Source organism: Methylocystis silviterrae (assembly GCF_013350005.1).
GTDB lineage: Bacteria > Pseudomonadota > Alphaproteobacteria > Rhizobiales > Beijerinckiaceae > Methylocystis > Methylocystis silviterrae.
In genome coordinates this window covers 160,739-177,763 of record NZ_JABVWW010000006.1, presented here as the reverse complement: position 1 = coordinate 177,763, position 17,025 = coordinate 160,739, and the positions used below count along the sequence as shown (strand labels likewise).

Sequence of the window (17,025 nt, the reverse complement as noted above, 5' to 3'; positions counted from 1 at the left end):
CATGCTCGATGAAGTCCTGGCGCCTGCGCCGCAAGAAAATCTGCAAGAGCGCGCGCCATCGATTCAGGCGGCCGCGACGCGTTCTACATGTCCTTACTGCGGCGTCGGCTGCGGCGTGCTCGCGTCCGCAAATGGCGCCGACGTGATTGGCGATCCGACCCATCCTGCAAATTTCGGCCGGCTCTGTTCTAAGGGCTCAGCTCTCGGCGAAACGCTTGGGTTGGAGGGGCGCCTTCTCTATCCGATGCGCCGTCAGTCTGACGGCGCCTTCGCGCGCGCGAGTTGGGATACGGCGCTGGACCAAGCCGCGGACGGATTTCGCCGCATCGTCGACCAGCACGGTCCCGACGCCGTCGCGGTCTATCTCTCCGGTCAGCTGCTGACCGAGGACTATTACGTCGCCAACAAGCTGATGAAGGGCTTTATCGGCTCGGCCAACGTCGACACGAATTCGCGCCTGTGCATGGCCTCCACGGTCGCGGGCCACAAGCGCGCCTTCGGCGCCGACGCCGTGCCGGGCTGTTACGAGGATCTGGACGAAGCCGATCTCATCGTGCTCGTCGGCTCCAACGCCGCCTGGTGTCATCCCATTCTGTTCCAGCGCATCATGCGCAACAAGGAGGAGCGCGGCGCCAAGCTCGTCGTCATCGACACGCGCCGCACGCCGACGGCTGAAAGCGCCGACCTGTTTCTGCAGATCAGGCCAGGCGCGGATCAGGCGCTGTTTTGCGGCCTGCTTGTCTATCTCGCGAAGCTCGGCGCCTTCGACACGGATTACATCGGCCGTCATACGGCTGGCCTGGAGCGCTCACTGAAGGCCGCGCGGAGTCTCGCGCCGTCGATCGAAGCGACTGCCGCGTCGACCGGACTGCGCGAGGTCGACATTGCGTCCTTCTTCGGATGGTTCGCGCAAACGCCCCGCACGGTCACGGCATTCTCGCAGGGCGTCAATCAATCGGCGCAGGGAACGGACAAAGTCAACGCGATCATCAATTGCCATCTCGCGACGGGCCGCGTCGGCAAGTCCGGCGCGTCGCCCTTTTCGCTCACGGGTCAGCCCAACGCCATGGGTGGGCGCGAAGTCGGCGGGCTCGCCAACAGCCTCGCCGCCCATATGGGCTTCGAGCCCGCATACATCGACCGCGTTCGCCGCTTCTGGAATGCGCCGCGCATGGCGACGCGCGAGGGGCTGAAGGCGGTGCAGATGTTCGACGCCATCGCGCGCGGCGACATCAAGGCGCTGTGGGTCGTCGGCACCAATCCGGCGGCGTCGCTTCCAAACGCCAATGCCGCGCGCGCCGCTCTTAGCAAGCTCGAACTCTTCATCGTCTCCGATAATGTGACGTCGAACGATACGATCAATAGCGGCGCGCATTTGCTCCTGCCGGCGCAGGCGTGGGGCGAAAAGAGCGGCGCGGTGACGAATTCGGAGCGCCGAATCTCTCGTCAGCGCGCCTTTATGCCTGCCCCGGGAGAAACGCGCGCCGACTGGGCGATCTTCGCGGATGTCGCGCGACGCATGGGCTTTGCAGGCTTTGATTATCGCTCATCTGCAGATGTTTTCCGCGAACACGCCGCGCTTTCGGCATTCGAGAATGACGGAGCGCGGGCTTTCGATATTGGCGGTCTCGCGCGGCTGAGCGACGCTGAATATGACGCGCTCGAGCCGACGCAGTGGCCAATCCGCGATGGCGACGGCAAGGGCCGCGCGCGCCTCTTCGCCGACGGCGCGTTCTTCTCGCAAGGCGGTCGAGCCACATTCATCGCGCCGGCGACGCCGACGTTGGCGACCACATTGACGAAGGACTTTCCGCTCCGGCTCAACACCGGCCGCATCCGCGATCAATGGCACACGATGACGCGCACGGGCGCGAGCCCTCGCCTTGCGCGGCATCTTCCTGAACCCTTCGTGGAGATCAATCCGTCGGACGCTGAGCGCTGTGCCGTAGAAGACGGCGGCTTCGCTCGCATCGCGACGCCCTATGGAAGCTGCGTCTTGCGTGCGGTGGCGACGGATCGCCAGCCTGCGGGGCATGTTTTCGCGCCGATCCACTGGACCGATGAAACCGCCGAGGATGCGCGCATCGGCGCGCTCGTCGCGCCCTTCGTTGACCCCTTCTCGGGTCAGCCGGAATCCAAGGCGACGCCCGCCATCGTCACGCCTTTGCGCTTTGCGCGTCAGGGCTTCCTCCTCTCGCGCGGCTCGATCACGCTGCCCGACGGCGTATGGTGGGCGCGGGTCGCCGTCGGCAATGGCTACGGCTACCGCGTCGCCGGCGACCTGTCAGATGACGGCTGGACAGACGTCATCCGCGCCGCGGCGACGAGTGAAGACGTCATTCAATTGATCGATGAAACGAAGAGCCTTCTCTCGGGCGCAGCCTTCGTCGGGGAGCGCGCAGCGCTCATCTGGGCGCTGGCGCCTGTTTCGCCATCTTGGGATTTGGCGCTCGAACTCTTCGCCCGCGATCGTCTCGATCAGTCAGCGCGGCTTTCGCTGTTGTCCGGTCGCTCGGGCCGACAGCTGACGGATGACGGTCCGCTCGTCTGTTCATGCTTTAGCGTCGGCCAAAAGAAAATCGAAGCCGCGATCCAGCAAGGCTGCCGCTCAGCGCTCGACGTCGGCAAGGCCACCCGCGCAGGCACCAATTGCGGCTCCTGCCGACCGGAAATTCAACGTCTCATCAAGGTTTCTCTCGCCGCCGAGTCTGCGATGGATTCGGCGCGAGAGGACCAAACAAGCATGAAAGAAGGAGCATCTGATGAAACTGTCGGATTTTAAAAAGGCCGGTCATTGGCCGACGCTGCTTGCGGCCTTCCTCTACTTTGATATCAGCTTCATGGCTTGGGTCTCACTCGGCCCGCTGATGATCTACATCGCCAAAGACATGCCGATTTCCGTCGAGGACAAACTCTCGCTTGTCGCGATTCCGGTTCTCGGCGGCGCATTCTTCCGCGTTCCGCTCGGCCTCCTCGCCGACGCGATCGGCCCGAAGATGACGGGCATCCTCGCGCAGGCGATCGTGATGTTCGCCGTATCTCTGGTGTGCGTCTTTGGCCTGAACAGTTCGATCGCCATCGCGCTTTTCGGCTTGTCCCTCGGCGTCGCCGGCGCGTCCTTCGCCGTCGCCTTGCCGCAGGCCGGCCGCTGGTATCCGCCGCAATATCAGGGTCTGGTGATGGGCATCGCCGGCGCCGGCAATATGGGGGTCGTGCTCGACACGCTTTTTGCGCCCTCGATCGCCGAGGCCTACGGTTGGCAGGCCGTTTATGGCGTATTGCTCGCGCTGATGGTTTTGGTGCTGCTCATTTATTCGCTGGCCGCTAAGGACGCGCCCGGCGGCAAAACGACGATTGCGCTTGGCGACTACGGCAGAATGCTCGCGGACTCCGACAGCCGCTGGTTCATGTTTTTCTACTTCATCACCTTCGGCGGCTTCGTTGGCCTTGCTTCGGCGCTTCCGCTCTATTTCACGACGCAGTATCACGCCACGGGAGTCGCCGCGGGCCTCATGGTGGCGCTGATCGTCGCCTTCGGTTCTGGTTTCAGGCCCGTCGGCGGCTATATCGCGGACCGCATCGGCGGGGTGAAGACGTTGTGCTTCCTCTTCGTTCTCGTTTCCGCCTGCTATTTCGCCGTCGCCTTTCTGCCGGCGGGACCGGCCCCGGCGAAAGGCGTTGCGGGATGGGGTCTGATGCAGCTGCCGCCCGTCGCCTTTGCAGCGGTGGCGCTGTTCTCTGTCGGCGTGCTATCGCTCGGCATGGGCAATGGCGCGGTGTTTCAATTGCTGCCGCAGCGGTTCCGCCGGGAGATCGGCGCGATGACGGGCCTCGTCGGCGCCGCGGGTGGGTTTGGCGGATTTTTCCTCGCCAAGACGCTCGCTTACTCCAAAGGAGCGACGGGCGGCTTCACCGCCGGGTTCGTCTTCTTCGGTTTCCTTGCGCTGCTCGGTCTCGTCGGTTTGATCTTCGTTAAGACGCGCTGGCGGACGACCTGGGGCGCCGTTTCCGGCGCGCGAATCTGAGCTGAGGAACAGCCGTGTCGGTCCGCGTCGTTCATGATCTTCGAATCGAAGCGGGCTTTGCGACGCAAAAAGGCCGACGGCCCGACAATCAGGACTATGTCGCATTTTGCCTGGGTTCAGGCGGCGCCGGCGCCTTACAAGGCGTCGTCGCCGCCGTCGCCGATGGCGTTGGCGGCCACAAGGGCGGACGCGCGGCGGCTGAAACCGCCGTGCGCGCCTTCATCGACGGCTACTATGCGCAGCCGGAGACTTTGGGCGTCAGTCGCGCCGCCGCCCGCTCGCTCGAAGCGGCCAACAGTTGGATCGCCGCGCAGTCGAGAGTCGACCCCGCTTTGCAAGGCATGGCGACGACGTTCAGCGCGCTGATCCTGTCGCGCCGAACGGCCTTTATTCTCCATGTTGGCGATACGCGCGTCTACCGACTCGCTGGCGCCGGCCTCGAAAGACTGACGAAAGATCACACCTTAGGTCGCGGTGATTTCGCGCATGCGCTGCTTCGCGCGGTCGGCTTCGACGATGCGCTTTTATTCGACCAAGGAATGCATAGTCTCAATGTGCATGATCGATTTCTGCTGTGTTCGGACGGCGTTCATGGCGTGTTGCCAGACGCGAAGCTTCGTGCGCTGCTCGCCGAAAGGGGCGGGCCGCAGGAAACGTCGGAAAGGATTGTTCAGACGGCGCTCGAGGCGGGCAGCCATGACAATGTCACTGCGCTTGTCGTTGACGTCGTCGATGTTCCGCCCGCCGACGAGCGCGCCCTGTCGCGCGCCTTCGCAGCCTTGCGGATTGGCGAGCTGCCGGCGATCGGGGATCTTGTCGACGATTTTCGAATTGACGACCTTCTTTCCGAAGGGCGCTACAGTCGGCTGATGCGGGCGACGGATACGCAGAACGGAAAAGCGGTCGTTTTGAAATTTCCGCATCCGCGCGTCGCCAATGACGCAGCCTACCGGCTCGCCTTCGTCAATGAAGCCTGGGTTGCGGCGCGGGTGAGAAGTCCGTTCATCGGCGAAGTCGTCGAACTGTACCCGGGCAGACAAAGCCGGCTGTATTCGGTGATGCCATATTACGATGGCGAGACGTTGGAGCGGCGGCTGCGGCGCGAACCGCGCATCGACCTTGCTGAGGGCGCCTCGATCGCCACGCGCCTGTCGCGCGCCATCGCGACCCTGCACCGCTGCGGCGTCATCCATCGCGACATCAAACCGGATAACATTATATTGCTCAAGGATGGCGGGCTGCGTCTCGTCGATCTCGGCGTCTGTCGCGCGCCGAATCTTGAGAATTTGCCGGAAGCGCATGCGCCGGGCACGCCGAGCTATATGGCTCCGGAGCTTTTCGACGGCGCCGCCGGCGATGAAGCGTCCGATCTTTATGCGCTCGGAGCGACGGTCTATCGCATGTTCAGCCGTTGCTATCCTTACGGCGAAATCGAGCCCTTCAGCCGACCTCGCTTCACCAAGCCGCCGCCGCTTGCCCACAAGAGACCCGACCTTCCGGCCTGGCTCGACGCCGCCATCGTCAAAGCGATCGCCGTCGAGCGCGCCGATCGTTTCGGCGACGTGTTGGAGTTTGCCTTCGAGCTTGAAAACGGCTCGGCGCGCGCGCAGCCGTTGACGCTGCGCAAAAAATCCCTCTACGAACGCAACCCTGTCATATTCTGGCAAACGCTCTGTTTGCTGCTGGCGCTCTTGTTGGCGATCTCGCTTTTTTATCGCTAGATCACGCTGCATTTGGGCGGAATCGCCCAAATGCAGCGTGATTGATTCCCAAAGTTTAGAGCGCGCTCTACGCGAAAAACCGGTTCCCACTTTTTCGCGAGCCGCGCTCTAGACGAGCGGGTAGCTCAGTCCAACGCTACCGCGAATTCGCTTGAGCCGGGCGATTTCCGGCGTTCACGGCTTGTGCGTCGGCGCACAGCGCCAGCGCGCGTCTCTCCTTAACTTCTGATTAACGCAGAAGGGAGAACGTCATGGGACCGATCATCACGACAGGAATTTTCGGAGTCGTCGCCATCACATTGGCCGCCGAAGCGCTCAACATCGCCATGGCCCTTGGCGAATTCAGTCACGTCGCCATCTATAATGCGGGGCTCTTCTGACGCTTCGCGGTCGCGCGCAGTCGGCTCTGGCCGACGCGCAGAACACAATCGTCATCGATCGCGGCCGAGCGTCGGGAAGAAACCTTTACCAACATGCCTCGCGGCGACGTCGCCCAGAAGATCGCGCCACATGCGATAGGGATCATTGAAAACGCCTTCTCCGAGATCCCTATCGGCGAGAGCCGCAGCCAAACACGCCATGGCCTGAGGCAGATCATGCGCATTCTCGAGATAGAGAAGCCGCGTTCCGACCGACTCTTCGCCCATCAACGACATGGCGGCTGCGATTTCGACATTGTCGCGGCGCCCAAAGGCCACGCCGCAAACGCAGACGAGACAGCTCTCCCAAACTGCAGGGTCGGTCTCGTCGATGAAGCCGTGCAAGCCTCTGACGATGGATGCGTAGACCGCCTCTCCCACCGCGGTGATAATCTTTTCAAGTTCGACCTGAACCTTTTCGAGAGCTTCCGGGAGCTCCGCAGGCGTCGCCATCTGACCTGCGGCCCAGTTGACTGAGAGCTGAAGCAGCTGACCGAGAACGATTTGCGCGGGAGACACAAGTTCGGCGGGCAGCTCACGCGACAAACGCGAGACAGCCTCCTCCAGCGCCCTATTCAGGCGGACAGCCGCGAGCCGTGCGGACTCGAGGTCCTTCCCACGCACCAGGCGTGCCCAGGTTCCCTGGACGCCGATGACCGCATGCATCAGCGACTTGACGTGAGTTAGCCACGGCGTTGGCGGATAGGATTTTACGACTGCGCCATGCTCGATACGCCAGATTTCGCCGGTCCCGATCAATGTGATCGCCGAGACCGGCGTCGATGCGAACACCTCGTCGCGATTTGCGCCGTAAAGCATTCGGAAGGTGGCGTTGATCTCGCTGAACGGATCGCTCTGCATAGATTTCAGTCTCCCAATATCCGACATCCATCAACAAGTCAGCGCGCATCGTATCGCGCGCCGCAATCTCAACGTCCAACCATTTACCTGGTAACATAGCGCCAAGGGCGATCAAAGATTACCAAGGAAACGCCCATTAGCGCGCCGATTGCGACGTCGTCATTTCCAGAACGGGCGGGTATGCTCGAGATCTCTCCAAAGCGCCTTGGCGCCGATCCAGCCCAACTCGGCGCGCGCCTGACTCGCCCCGATCATCCAGCCGATGGCGCGCTGTACCGATGGAGCGTCGGCGCCGGGGACATCCGTTCCCGTGAACATGGCTTTCATTGTCGCGGCGTCGTTGAGGTCGCCAAACACGGTCTGCAGCTTCTTAAGATGCTTCAAGAAAGGATCGATTCGTTTCGCCGGATATAAGGAGCAAAAGAACTCGACCGCATAGCGCAGCTTTTTGAGCTCTTTGCGCAGCTCGTGGCGCTGTTCAACGGTCAGCGTCGCAAGTCCCTGAGCATGCTTAGCGGTCTTCTTCCAACGCTTGTTGAGAGACTGGCGCGCTAAGGCCGCAATCGGCGCCGCCAGCCGCTCGGTCTGGCCGAAATCCTGCGCGACAAGCCAGCCACGCGTCTCCACGAACCGCGCAAGATCAATGAGGAACGCCTGCACGCGCGCGCCGGCAAGAAGCTTGCGCAGCTGCTCGCGCCGTTCTCGCGCCTGCCGCAAGACCACATCGGCGAGGGCCGAAAGTCCAGGCTCGTCGGGATGAGTTTCGGCTTCTCGCCGCGCCATGTCGTTCGCCACCACATCGAGATCCCTCAGACTCCCGACCTCCCGGCCAAGCCAACGCGCCTCGCCGTCGAGCCGTTTCATCACCGCGTTTCCCAACACTGAAGCATAGACCGAGAATGCGCTGCGCAACCGCCGCAGGCCGATCCTCAGCTGATGCGGTCCTTCGTCGTCGTCCAGCTGGCGTACGACGAGCACATTCGTGGCGATCTGATCGAGGCATTCGCGCAAGACGTCACGCGCCGCTTGCTCGGCGGTTTGCGCCGGATCGAGCAAAATATCTTGAGCATTGCGCGGTGCGAGCGGCTGATCGATCCGCCCCTCTTCGGCTAACAAATAGCCGCGGGCGGCCTTGGATAGTCGGGAGAACCGCAACCCGCCATCAGGAACCAGAATTTGTGCAATGTCGAACAGTCCGCTTGCGTTGCCTGCGAGGAGTTCGATTTCCAATTCGGAGAGTTCAGCGGAGCGTTCGCCGGCCCGAACTTCGCCAATGTCGAGCGCGAGCTCCGCGCGCGTCCCGTCCGAAAGCGTCAGCTCGCTCGTCCTGCGCGTGATCACCGTCTCGCAAACGGGCTGAAGCGGGGCGCCGTTGACGCGGTCAACGATCTCCTCCCGAATCGATGAGTCAGAAATTGCATCGAGACACAGGCGTCCGCCAGGCGCCGGGTTCTCTACCTCGCCGACCTGCGAAAGGCCGCCATGCAATGTCGCCCTGGTTTTTACGCCCTGAATCCACCGCCGCCCATCGCGCCTGAGCCTCAGCGCAATTCCCGCTTTGTTCAGTGCGTGCTCGGGCGTATCGAGATAAATGCTTCTGAGCGTTCTCGTCACAGGAGCGCCGTGGGTCAGCTTCGACGCCTTCACACGCGCCCAAATCTCACTCGACATCTTCTTGTCCAGCAAGAGTTTTAGCTCGATCTCGCTCATGTGACGAATTTATATCACTTTTGTAGCGGCGCGTAGCGCTCCACAGGCGCTACCGCGGCGGGTCGGTCCGGAGCGACTATGGCTGTGTTTGGTCGGACCCTTTTTTCTGCTTCTTTTTCTTCAGCACGATCGTCAGCTTATCGCCTCTTTTTGACACCTCTACAGATTTCAACAGGCTCTCTCCAAGAGAGATGCCGCCGCCGACAGCCTCAATCCACTGCTGCAAAATTTCCACTTCGGTTTTGTGGCTATCTGTCATGTCGTCCTCTTGAACCCGTGACTTTGCATGGAATTGATGGTCTGAGCCAAGTGTGCATCGGCCACGATCGATTACAGACCCAAGTTATTCGCCTGACGAAGCAGAATGGCAACGTCATAAATGGCGAGAACCGCAGCTTGGTCCTCTTGTCTTCGGGTGACCGCTATAAAAGCGCCTACCGTCAAATCTCGTATTGTCGCCTTCGGGGCGATCGCCATGTACGTGGGCGAGCAGCTTCTCGCCACAAAATCCTTCGGAGGCGCGGCGAATAAACCGCGCCGCGATTGAACGGCGTTCAGTGCTAGATGAGCAGGAACCGCCCTCCAAGGCCGAGAGGACCTTGTCCGTGATCGCGCGCCTATTCGTCACGCTCTCCTCAGCATGCCAAAGAGCCCCGCCGACTCGGCGCCGGCGGGGTGAAATTTTCCGGGTTTTGAAAGCCGCATCGCTATCGCCTGTCGGTTACGCTCTCGTGACGGGCGAGTTCTACCGCTCGTCAGTGGGTGCGCCGCGGCGGCCGGGTCGCTGCTGTGCGAGTCGCGTGCCGCCTCAGCGGCGCGTGCGAGTTCGTCCACCCCTGTTGGGCTAGTTTGGCGCCTGCCAATTCGCGATCCGATCGCGACCTGCGGCTTTGGCGGCGTGCAACGCCTGGTCGGCGCGCTCAATCGATTGCTCGACCGGAACGGATGGGTCGAGGAGCGCAAGCCCGAAGGAAGCCGTTACCGTGAGCGGCAAATAGCCTTCGACGAAGAATTCCCTGTCCGATAAGCCTTTTCGTAACTGCTCTGCGACTGCGCGACCCTGTTCCAGGTCCGCATCCGCGGCGCAGTAGAGGAACTTCTCGCCTCCAAAGCGAAAAAACTCATCATGGGGCCGCAAGTGGGACATCACGAATTCTGCGTATTGCACGAGAAATTCATCGCCGAGCGTGTGGCCGTATGTGTCGTTCACCTCCCTGAAGTGATCCAGATCCATCATCGCGAGACATGTGGGTCTCGGCGCGAGGGCCTGCCGCTCGCTCAACGCCGTCAACATCGCGATATGGTTCCCCGCGCCCGTCAACGGATCGCGATTACGAAGCTCATCCTCGAGTTCGTGCTTGATGGTCACCAATTGGGCGCGAACCTGCTTGAGGGCCGACAGGAATAATTCATAGTCGTCGAGAGGAATGGACCGGTGCTCCGACGCGGTTCGCAGCATGATTGCGGCGTGCCGGTGCATAAGCTCATGCGCGACCAAAATCTGGGAAAAACTTGGGTGCGAACCCAGACGATTGGCGCCGGCGCCATGCAGCCATTGTCCGAGCGGCCACCTGTGGTTCGCATCTTCCTGGAGGTCCCGCTCGTCGGGAGCCTGATCGCAAATGATCGTTCTGTTGAAATTCTCGTACCAGAGTTCGTGCTGAAAAAGCGACTGCCGGAGCTCATTCAGAGTCGTCCGCTTTTGCTCGCGGCTCAATTTGGAAAAGGGCATGAGGCACCGAAGTTTTCAGCGTTGCTTGCGCCACGCGTTCCGCGGCAGAATATTCCAATTCAGTGTCACATTCTTGAGAAGGGACCTCGTTGTCGCTTTCGCAGCTTTGCAAGCGAGCGGGGAATCCGCGCGGGCCTTGGCCATCAGCGTCCAAACAAGCCGCGCATCGCAGCCAATAATCCCTTCGACCGCTCCTGAGCCGGCGGCGCCTGCGCGAGGCTTTCGGCTTCGAGCCGCGCGGCGTCGAGTTCGACGCCGGCGCGCGCGACGAGCGCGGCGAGAGTCGGCGCTTCGTGCGGCGGCGTCCAGCCGCCGGCGCGCCGTACGTCAAGATAGGCGTTGAGCATGTCGGCGGCGTCCCTCGCGCCAGCTTCCGCAAAATGCGCGCACGCCCGCTCGATCGCGGCGGCGTCGACGATAAGTCGTGCCGCCTTCGCCGCTTCGCGCCGGACGCCGTCGTCGATTGCCAGAGCGACGCGCGCCTCGCACAACGCGGCGACGTCCGGTTCCTTCAAGAGCGCGCGCATGAGCCGCGCTTCTTGCGTGGCGTCAACGCCAGCCGGCGCCATGCCTTGGGCGCCGCACGCGTCGAGATAGCGAGCAAGCAGAGAAGGCGCGCCGCGCGCTGGCGCGGTTTCGGCGGAAAGGCGCGCGGACTGCGCAAATTCGCCGCCCTCCGCAATCACTGCGGCAAGCGCGGGATCGGCGCAGAAGGCGCCATAGCCGCCGAGTTGCTGCAGACGCGCGCGGGCCGGCCCCGTCTCGCCGATGACGAGCGCGGCGAAGCTCGCTTGCGCCAAGGGCTCGAGCGCATCCCACAGGCCCGGCGGCTCGAAACGCGCAGCGACTTCCGCGCGCGCCAGAGCGCCGTTCAGCGAAGCGACAAACTTGTCGCGCCGGCCTTTCAGACCGGCGGCGCGTTCGGCCACGGCGCGGGCGGCTGCGCCGGTCGCGGCGCGCGCGGCGTCGCCGGCGCGGCGCATGAGCTCATCGAGAAGGCCGTCGTCATCCGTCGCGCGGCGCGGCGCGAGTCCGTCGCCTTCAACGCGAAAAAGCCGCGCGAAGGCGGGCCCGCCGGGATCAATCGGGGCGATGCCGAGATCGCCGGGCCCCGCGGCCGGGCAAACGATGCCGACGTCGTCGCCGAGGGCCGCGCCGTAAAATTCGATTTCCGCGGTTTCGCCCATGCCGGGGGCGGCTTTCTCGCGGCTGCGACGCAAGGCGATTCCATCGACCTCCGCCTCTTCGGGATCGACAAGCAGCGCCAGAAGATTGCCGACGACGACCGACTCCGCCGTTTCCGCCGCGTCCGGATGTTCATGCGGATCGCCCGTCGCCTGCCGCAGGTCGTCGAAGGTGAGCGGATCCACGGCGGGTTCTCCCGCCGACCGCTGCTCGAGCGTCCAGCCTTTCAGCCGCCGGCGCTGGTTCATCGCCAGCGCGACGCTGCATCGGCCGAGCAGTGTGGCGCTCTCTTCGATCGAATCGGGAATTCGCAGGCGAAGGATAATGCGCGGCGCGCCGGATTCGCGCAGCCAATGCTCCATGATGGCGAAGGGCGCCTCGCGCGCGTCGGCGGCCGCCGACGATTCGAACGGCGCCGCCTCCAGGACGAGTCGGCTTTGATAGGCCGGGAAGATGCGGCGCGTCGGCGCGAGGCGGATGACGACGGCGTTGTCGGCGCGTTCGACGACGCGGCGCTGGCCGATCGCCCATACCAATCGCGCGCCGGCCGCCGCGGTCTGCTCGCGCGACAGCCGTTCGACGTCGCCCCGCGCCGGAAACGCCGCCAGCCGAAAGGCGACGGGGTCGGCGCCGCCGGCGTCCGGCAGCAAGGTCAGGAGCAGACGCCAGTCGCCGCCCTGCGGCAGCTCGCGCTCCGCGGAGAGGGCCAGGATGAGTTCGGCCCCGTCGGCGGCGGTCAGTCGGACGAATCGATGCTCAGGCGGCACATCAACGATAATGATGCGGGCGCGCCAGCGCGCGGCGCCGATGACGTCGACGAGCGTGGGCGCGCTCGTAAAGCGCTCGTCGCGCGCCGAGACGACCGTGAGTTCCGGCCGGACCGCCGCGCGTTCGGCGCCTTCGAACCAGCCGATGGCCAGCCGGCGCCGCCCATCCCAGTAATAGTCGAACTGCTCTCTCCACATTGACGGCCGCGCCCGAGCGTGAGGCATGGCGCCGTGGCCATGCGAAGCTGAAGTCTGGGGAAGCATATCCGCGCGCGCAGCAATCGCGCAATTCAGCGCCATCGCGCGTGCGCCCGCGCGGACATTCTTGTGCAGCGCCACGACGTTGTTCCGCCACAGAGTCCGCGTAACGGCTTGAGCGACAACCGTTGCCTTCGCAATAGGGCTCGCCCTGGCGGGCGTGAGGGCGCGAAGCGGATTTGCGAAGTGCGCAGGGCGGATCTGACGCCTCCATTATCAAAATCAAATGCAAATGATCAAATTAAGTGCCTGATAAAGCCTATGAATGTGATGAAGCTGGAGTCTTGCGTTTAAACGCAGCGTGACCGGTCACAGGACAAGTCCCTCTCACTCGGACTCGATACATCGGTAGCCGACGCCGGGTTCGGTCACGATGATTTTGGGCGTCGCGGCGTTTTCCTCTATCTTCGCTCGTAGCTGGCCGACGAAGACGCGTAAATATTGACTGTCGTTCTGATGCGCAGGCCCCCAAACGGTCTTGAGGATTTCCCGGTGCGTCAACGGTCGGCCCGAATGTCGCGCGAGAAAAGCCAGAAGATCGAATTCCTTCGGCGTCAGTTTCACCGGCGCGCCGTTTTTCGTCACCATGCGCTTATGCAAATTCACGACAAGCCCGTCGAGCGCAACGCGTTCCGACTCCAAAGCCGTATCCTGTGAATGACGTAAGGCCGTGCGGATGCGCGCCAGCAGCTCTCCCATTGCGAATGGCTTCTCGACATAATCATCCGCGCCGAGGTCGAGCGCGGCGATTTTTTCGGATTCCCGGTCGCGCGCCGAGAGAACGATCACCGGCGTTCGCGTAAGGATTCGCAGCTTTCGCAGCACTTCCTTGCCGTCCATGTCGGGAAGGCCAAGATCGAGAATGATGAGGTCGGGCGAATGTTCGCCTACAGCCGCCAGCGCCTCGCGGCCTGTCGCCGCTTCACGCACCTCGTAGCCGCTCGCCGTCAGCGAAGGCCGCAAGACGCGCTGTATTTGAGGTTCATCGTCGACGACGAGGACGCGCGCGCCGCTCATGCCGCCACGCCCCGCTTCGATTCGCCCGCGGCCGGAAAACGCATGATGAGTCTCGTGCCTCGACGGCGGGCAGCAGGGCTTTGCGCGACGATGGTTCCGCCCATGGCCCTGACCAGACCGCGGCAGATCGAGAGGCCCAGCCCAGTTCCGGCCTTGCGGCCGTCAACACGCCCGCTACGAAAAAATTTCTCGAAAATGCGCTCGAGGTCGGCTGCTTTCACGCCAGGCCCTTCGTCGGTCACGGTGATGACGACGTCGCCGCCTTCGCGCCGGGCGTGAATGATCGCGCCGGCAGGTCCGCCGTATTTATGCGCATTGTCGATCAGATTGAAGAGAACCTGTCCGAGCAGATTGGCGTCGCCGCGAATAGGCGGAAGGTCGGGCGCGATGCTGATCGAAGTATCCTTGCCTGGAAAAGCTTTCTTGGCTCTATCGAGGACGCCGCGGATCACCTCCGCCACATCGACGAGATCGCTGCGCGGCGCCAGCGCGCCCGACTCGATGCGCGACATGTCGAGCATATTGGCGATGAAGCGCGACAGGCGCCCGGCCTCTTCTTCAATCGACAGCAGAAGGTCTTTGCGATCCTCCAGCGGAAGCTTCTCGCCAAGTTCGCGCAGGCTCGTCACCGCGCCGGTGATCGAGGTCAGCGGCGTGCGCAGATCATGCGACAGGGCGGAGAGCAGAATCGTCCGCAATTTTTCATTTTCCTCGAGAGCCGCCGCCTTGACAGATTCGCCGACGAGCATCGAACGGTCGATCGCGATCGCCGTCTGTTCTATCAGTGAAGAAATCGTGCTTTCCGCGGCGGCGGAAAGCGGCTCCTCGGGCGTCTTGGGCTCGATCCCGCAAACGGCGACGACGCCGCGCGCCGTCGCGAGAGGCCGGAATTGAAAACGCACATTCGGCAGCGTATCCGTCCGCCATCCGGCGGGCTCGGCTTTTTCCAGCGCCCAACGGGCGGCGGCAAGTTCGCCGGCGTCCATCCGATCGACCGGCGGCCAGGCCGCCGACACTTTCAAACCGCCCTCTTCGGGGATCAGCATGATGACGCTGGACGCTTCGCCGGCTTTCTGAATCTGCAGAGTGGAGGCCCAGAGAATGTCGTCGGGCGTCGCTATCGTGGAGAGTTTGCGAGAGAATTCGAACAGCGACTGCACGGCTTGAGACCGCTGCCGCATGTTTTGCGCGTAAGTGTGCATCTTGCTCGCGAGCATTCCCGTTATGACGGCGACCACCAACGCGACGACGAGCGTTAGAAATTCCTGCGGTTGCGAAATGGTGAGTTCATAGCGCGGACTGAAAAAGAAAAAGTCGCAGGCGAAAAAGGACAGAACCGCGGCAATGATCGCGGACCACATCCCGAGCCACACGGCGCAAAGCACGACGGGAAGCAGGAAGATGACCGACGGATTGACGAGGCCGAGCCAGCGCTCGAGGCCGTAACCGACGAGGACCGTCATCATGACGGAGACCGCAGCGCCGCCGAAGCCGAGCCATGTCTGCGACAAGGTCGGCAATTTCCGAGCCTGTCGTTTTTGCGGCGGGCTGTCCTCCTGCACGACGACGTGAACCGCGATATCGGTCGACCGCCGAAGAATTTCGTCGGTCAGCGAGCGCCGCAGCAGTCGAGAAAAAGGCCGTGCGCGCGATCGGCCCAAGACGATCTGCGTGATATTCTCGCGTCGCGCGAAACGCAGCGCTTCGCCTGCAAGATCGTCGCCTGGCGTGCGGGCGATTTCCGCCCCGAGCCGTTCCGCGAGCCTGAGCGCCTGGTCGACGCTTCGCACGACCTCAGCAGATTCTTCTTCCTGGCCGGCGCGCTCGACGTAAAGCGCAATCCATGTGGCGTTGAGGGCCGTGGCGAGGCGTGCGCCGGCGCGAACCACCGCCTCGGAGTTTGCATCACGGCCGACGCAGACGAGCAAGCGTTCCGCCGTCGCCCAGGGTCCCTCAATCGCGCCTTGCCGAAGGAAGTCGACCATCTGATCGTCGACGCGTTCCGCGGTTCGACGCAGGGCGAGTTCGCGCAGCGCCGTGAGGTTGCGCGGCGTGAAGAAATTCTGCGTCGCGCGTCTCGCGGTCTCGGGAACATAGACCTTGCCATCCTTTAGTCGCTGCAGCAGTTCTTCCGGCGTGATGTCGACAAGGATGACGTCGGCGGCGTTCTGCAGGACGCGATCCGGCACGGTCTCGCGCACCGCGACGCCGGTGACGCGCGATACGACGTCGGCGAGGCTTTCAAGATGCTGGACATTGAGCGTCGTCCAGACGTCGATGCCGGCGTCAAGCAGCTCCTCGACATCCTGCCAGCGTTTGGGATGGCGGCTGTCGGGCGCGTTGGTGTGCGCGAGTTCGTCGACGACGACGAGCTGAGGCTTTCGCGCCAGCGCCGCGTCGATGTCGAATTCCTCGATGATCCGACCGCGGTATTCGCATTTGCGGCGTGGAAGCGTCTCAAGACCGTTGAGGAGCGCTTGCGTCTCAGAGCGTCCGTGAGTTTCCGCGACGCCTACGACAACATCGACGCCCTCGGCCTTGACCGTCTGCGCGCGCGCCAGCATCGCGTAGGTCTTGCCGACGCCGGGCGCAGCGCCGAGGAACACGCGAAGTTTCCCTTTGCTCTCCTTGTCGCTCAGGGCAAGGAGAGCATCGGGGTCGGGTCGGCGGTCGAAGTCTCCGTCATCGCGGGCCAAAGACGTCTACCTTCTGGGGCATCACCTCTATTGTAAGCGATCAAGAGCCAAATTCAGCAAGAGCACATTTACGCGCGGCTCGCCGATCGCGCCAAGAATGCGCCCTTCGACATTCGCTTCGACAACGGCGCGCACCTGCGACTCGCTGAGACTGCGGGCCTTGGCGACGGCTCCCGCCTGCGCCAGCGCGAACTGCGGCGAAATATGCGGATCAAGGCCGGAGGCGGATGTCGTCGCGGCATCAGCGGCGACGACGTCAATCCGGCCGGCGGCGAACTCCGCCTCGATCGTCGCATTGACGCGGTCGACAAGCTTCTTCGACGTCGGCCCGAGATTGGAGCCCATCGAGTTCGCTGCGTTGTAGGGCGCGTCGACCGTCTTGGAAGGATCAGCTGGGTCGGAGCCTGTCGTTGCCGAAGGCCGGCCGTGAAAATAGCGATCGGAGGCAAAGTTCTGTCCGATCAGCGCCGAGCCGATCACTGTTCCGTCGCGTTCGATCACGCTTCCATTCGCCTGCGTCGGCAGGGCGAGTTGTGCGACCCCGGTGATCGCGAGCGGATAGACGATTCCGGTCAGCGCGGTGAAAAGAACGATCATGACGATCGCCGCACGAATTTGGGAGAGCATCTGAGAG

13 protein-coding genes are annotated in these 17,025 nt (G+C 63.2%); 5 read left to right on the top strand and 8 right to left on the bottom strand.

The window, feature by feature from the left end; translation table 11 throughout:
• Position 1 precedes the first annotated feature (1 nt).
• The 4 genes from HUN39_RS09435 (at position 2) to HUN39_RS19485 (ending at position 6,126) form a co-directional block, all read left to right on the top strand.
• Positions 2-2,782 (top strand): nitrate reductase, encoded by a 2,781-nt coding sequence (locus HUN39_RS09435; protein ID WP_175094234.1) that lies wholly within the window; start codon positions 2-4, stop codon positions 2,780-2,782.
• A complete protein-coding gene (locus tag HUN39_RS09430; protein WP_175094233.1) occupies positions 2,763-4,025 on the top strand; it encodes an MFS transporter in 1,263 nt (420 codons plus the stop codon). Before HUN39_RS09435 ends, HUN39_RS09430 begins: the two co-directional genes overlap by 20 nt.
• A 14-nt stretch (positions 4,026-4,039) precedes the next feature.
• On the top strand, positions 4,040-5,746 hold the full coding sequence (locus tag HUN39_RS19580) for a bifunctional protein-serine/threonine kinase/phosphatase (protein ID WP_175094232.1): 1,707 nt from the start codon (positions 4,040-4,042) through the stop codon (positions 5,744-5,746).
• 251 nt (positions 5,747-5,997) lie between these two features.
• Positions 5,998-6,126 (top strand): hypothetical protein, encoded by a 129-nt coding sequence (locus HUN39_RS19485; protein WP_269750320.1) that lies wholly within the window; start codon positions 5,998-6,000, stop codon positions 6,124-6,126.
• A gap of 51 nt (positions 6,127-6,177) precedes the next feature.
• Here HUN39_RS19485 and HUN39_RS09420 read toward each other — a convergent pair whose 3' ends face one another.
• From HUN39_RS09420 to HUN39_RS09405, 4 genes are all read right to left on the bottom strand, one after another.
• On the bottom strand, positions 6,178-7,026 hold the full coding sequence (locus tag HUN39_RS09420) for a hypothetical protein (protein WP_232366010.1): 849 nt from the start codon (positions 7,024-7,026) through the stop codon (positions 6,178-6,180).
• Positions 7,027-7,185: 159 nt separating this feature from the next.
• Positions 7,186-8,736, bottom strand: coding sequence for a CYTH and CHAD domain-containing protein (locus tag HUN39_RS09415; RefSeq protein ID WP_175094229.1), 1,551 nt, complete (start codon positions 8,734-8,736; stop codon positions 7,186-7,188).
• 76 nt (positions 8,737-8,812) lie between these two features.
• Positions 8,813-8,995 (bottom strand): hypothetical protein, encoded by a 183-nt coding sequence (locus HUN39_RS09410; RefSeq protein ID WP_175094228.1) that lies wholly within the window; start codon positions 8,993-8,995, stop codon positions 8,813-8,815.
• A gap of 585 nt (positions 8,996-9,580) precedes the next feature.
• A complete protein-coding gene (locus HUN39_RS09405) occupies positions 9,581-10,195 on the bottom strand; it encodes a diguanylate cyclase (protein ID WP_232366021.1) in 615 nt (204 codons plus the stop codon).
• Between the two features lie 9 nt (positions 10,196-10,204).
• Here HUN39_RS09405 and HUN39_RS19635 point away from each other — a divergent pair, with 9 nt between their 5' ends.
• Positions 10,205-10,666: a hypothetical protein gene (locus HUN39_RS19635; RefSeq protein WP_408631397.1), complete on the top strand. Its 462-nt coding sequence runs from the start codon at positions 10,205-10,207 to the stop codon at positions 10,664-10,666.
• Here the strand turns inward: HUN39_RS19635 and HUN39_RS09400 are convergent.
• From HUN39_RS09400 to kdpC, 4 genes are all read right to left on the bottom strand, one after another.
• Positions 10,612-12,618: a hypothetical protein gene (locus HUN39_RS09400; protein ID WP_175094222.1), complete on the bottom strand. Its 2,007-nt coding sequence runs from the start codon at positions 12,616-12,618 to the stop codon at positions 10,612-10,614. The genes HUN39_RS19635 and HUN39_RS09400 overlap by 55 nt on opposite strands.
• A 387-nt stretch (positions 12,619-13,005) precedes the next feature.
• A complete protein-coding gene (locus HUN39_RS09395; protein ID WP_175094220.1) occupies positions 13,006-13,695 on the bottom strand; it encodes a response regulator transcription factor in 690 nt (229 codons plus the stop codon).
• Positions 13,692-16,391, bottom strand: a complete 2,700-nt coding sequence (locus tag HUN39_RS09390) for a sensor histidine kinase (protein ID WP_175094219.1) — start codon at positions 16,389-16,391, stop codon at positions 13,692-13,694. The genes HUN39_RS09395 and HUN39_RS09390 overlap by 4 nt, the downstream gene beginning before the upstream one ends.
• Positions 16,392-16,418: 27 nt before the next feature.
• Positions 16,419-17,018, bottom strand: a complete 600-nt coding sequence (gene kdpC / locus HUN39_RS09385) for a potassium-transporting ATPase subunit KdpC (protein ID WP_175094217.1) — start codon at positions 17,016-17,018, stop codon at positions 16,419-16,421.
• Positions 17,019-17,025: the final 7 nt, after the last annotated feature.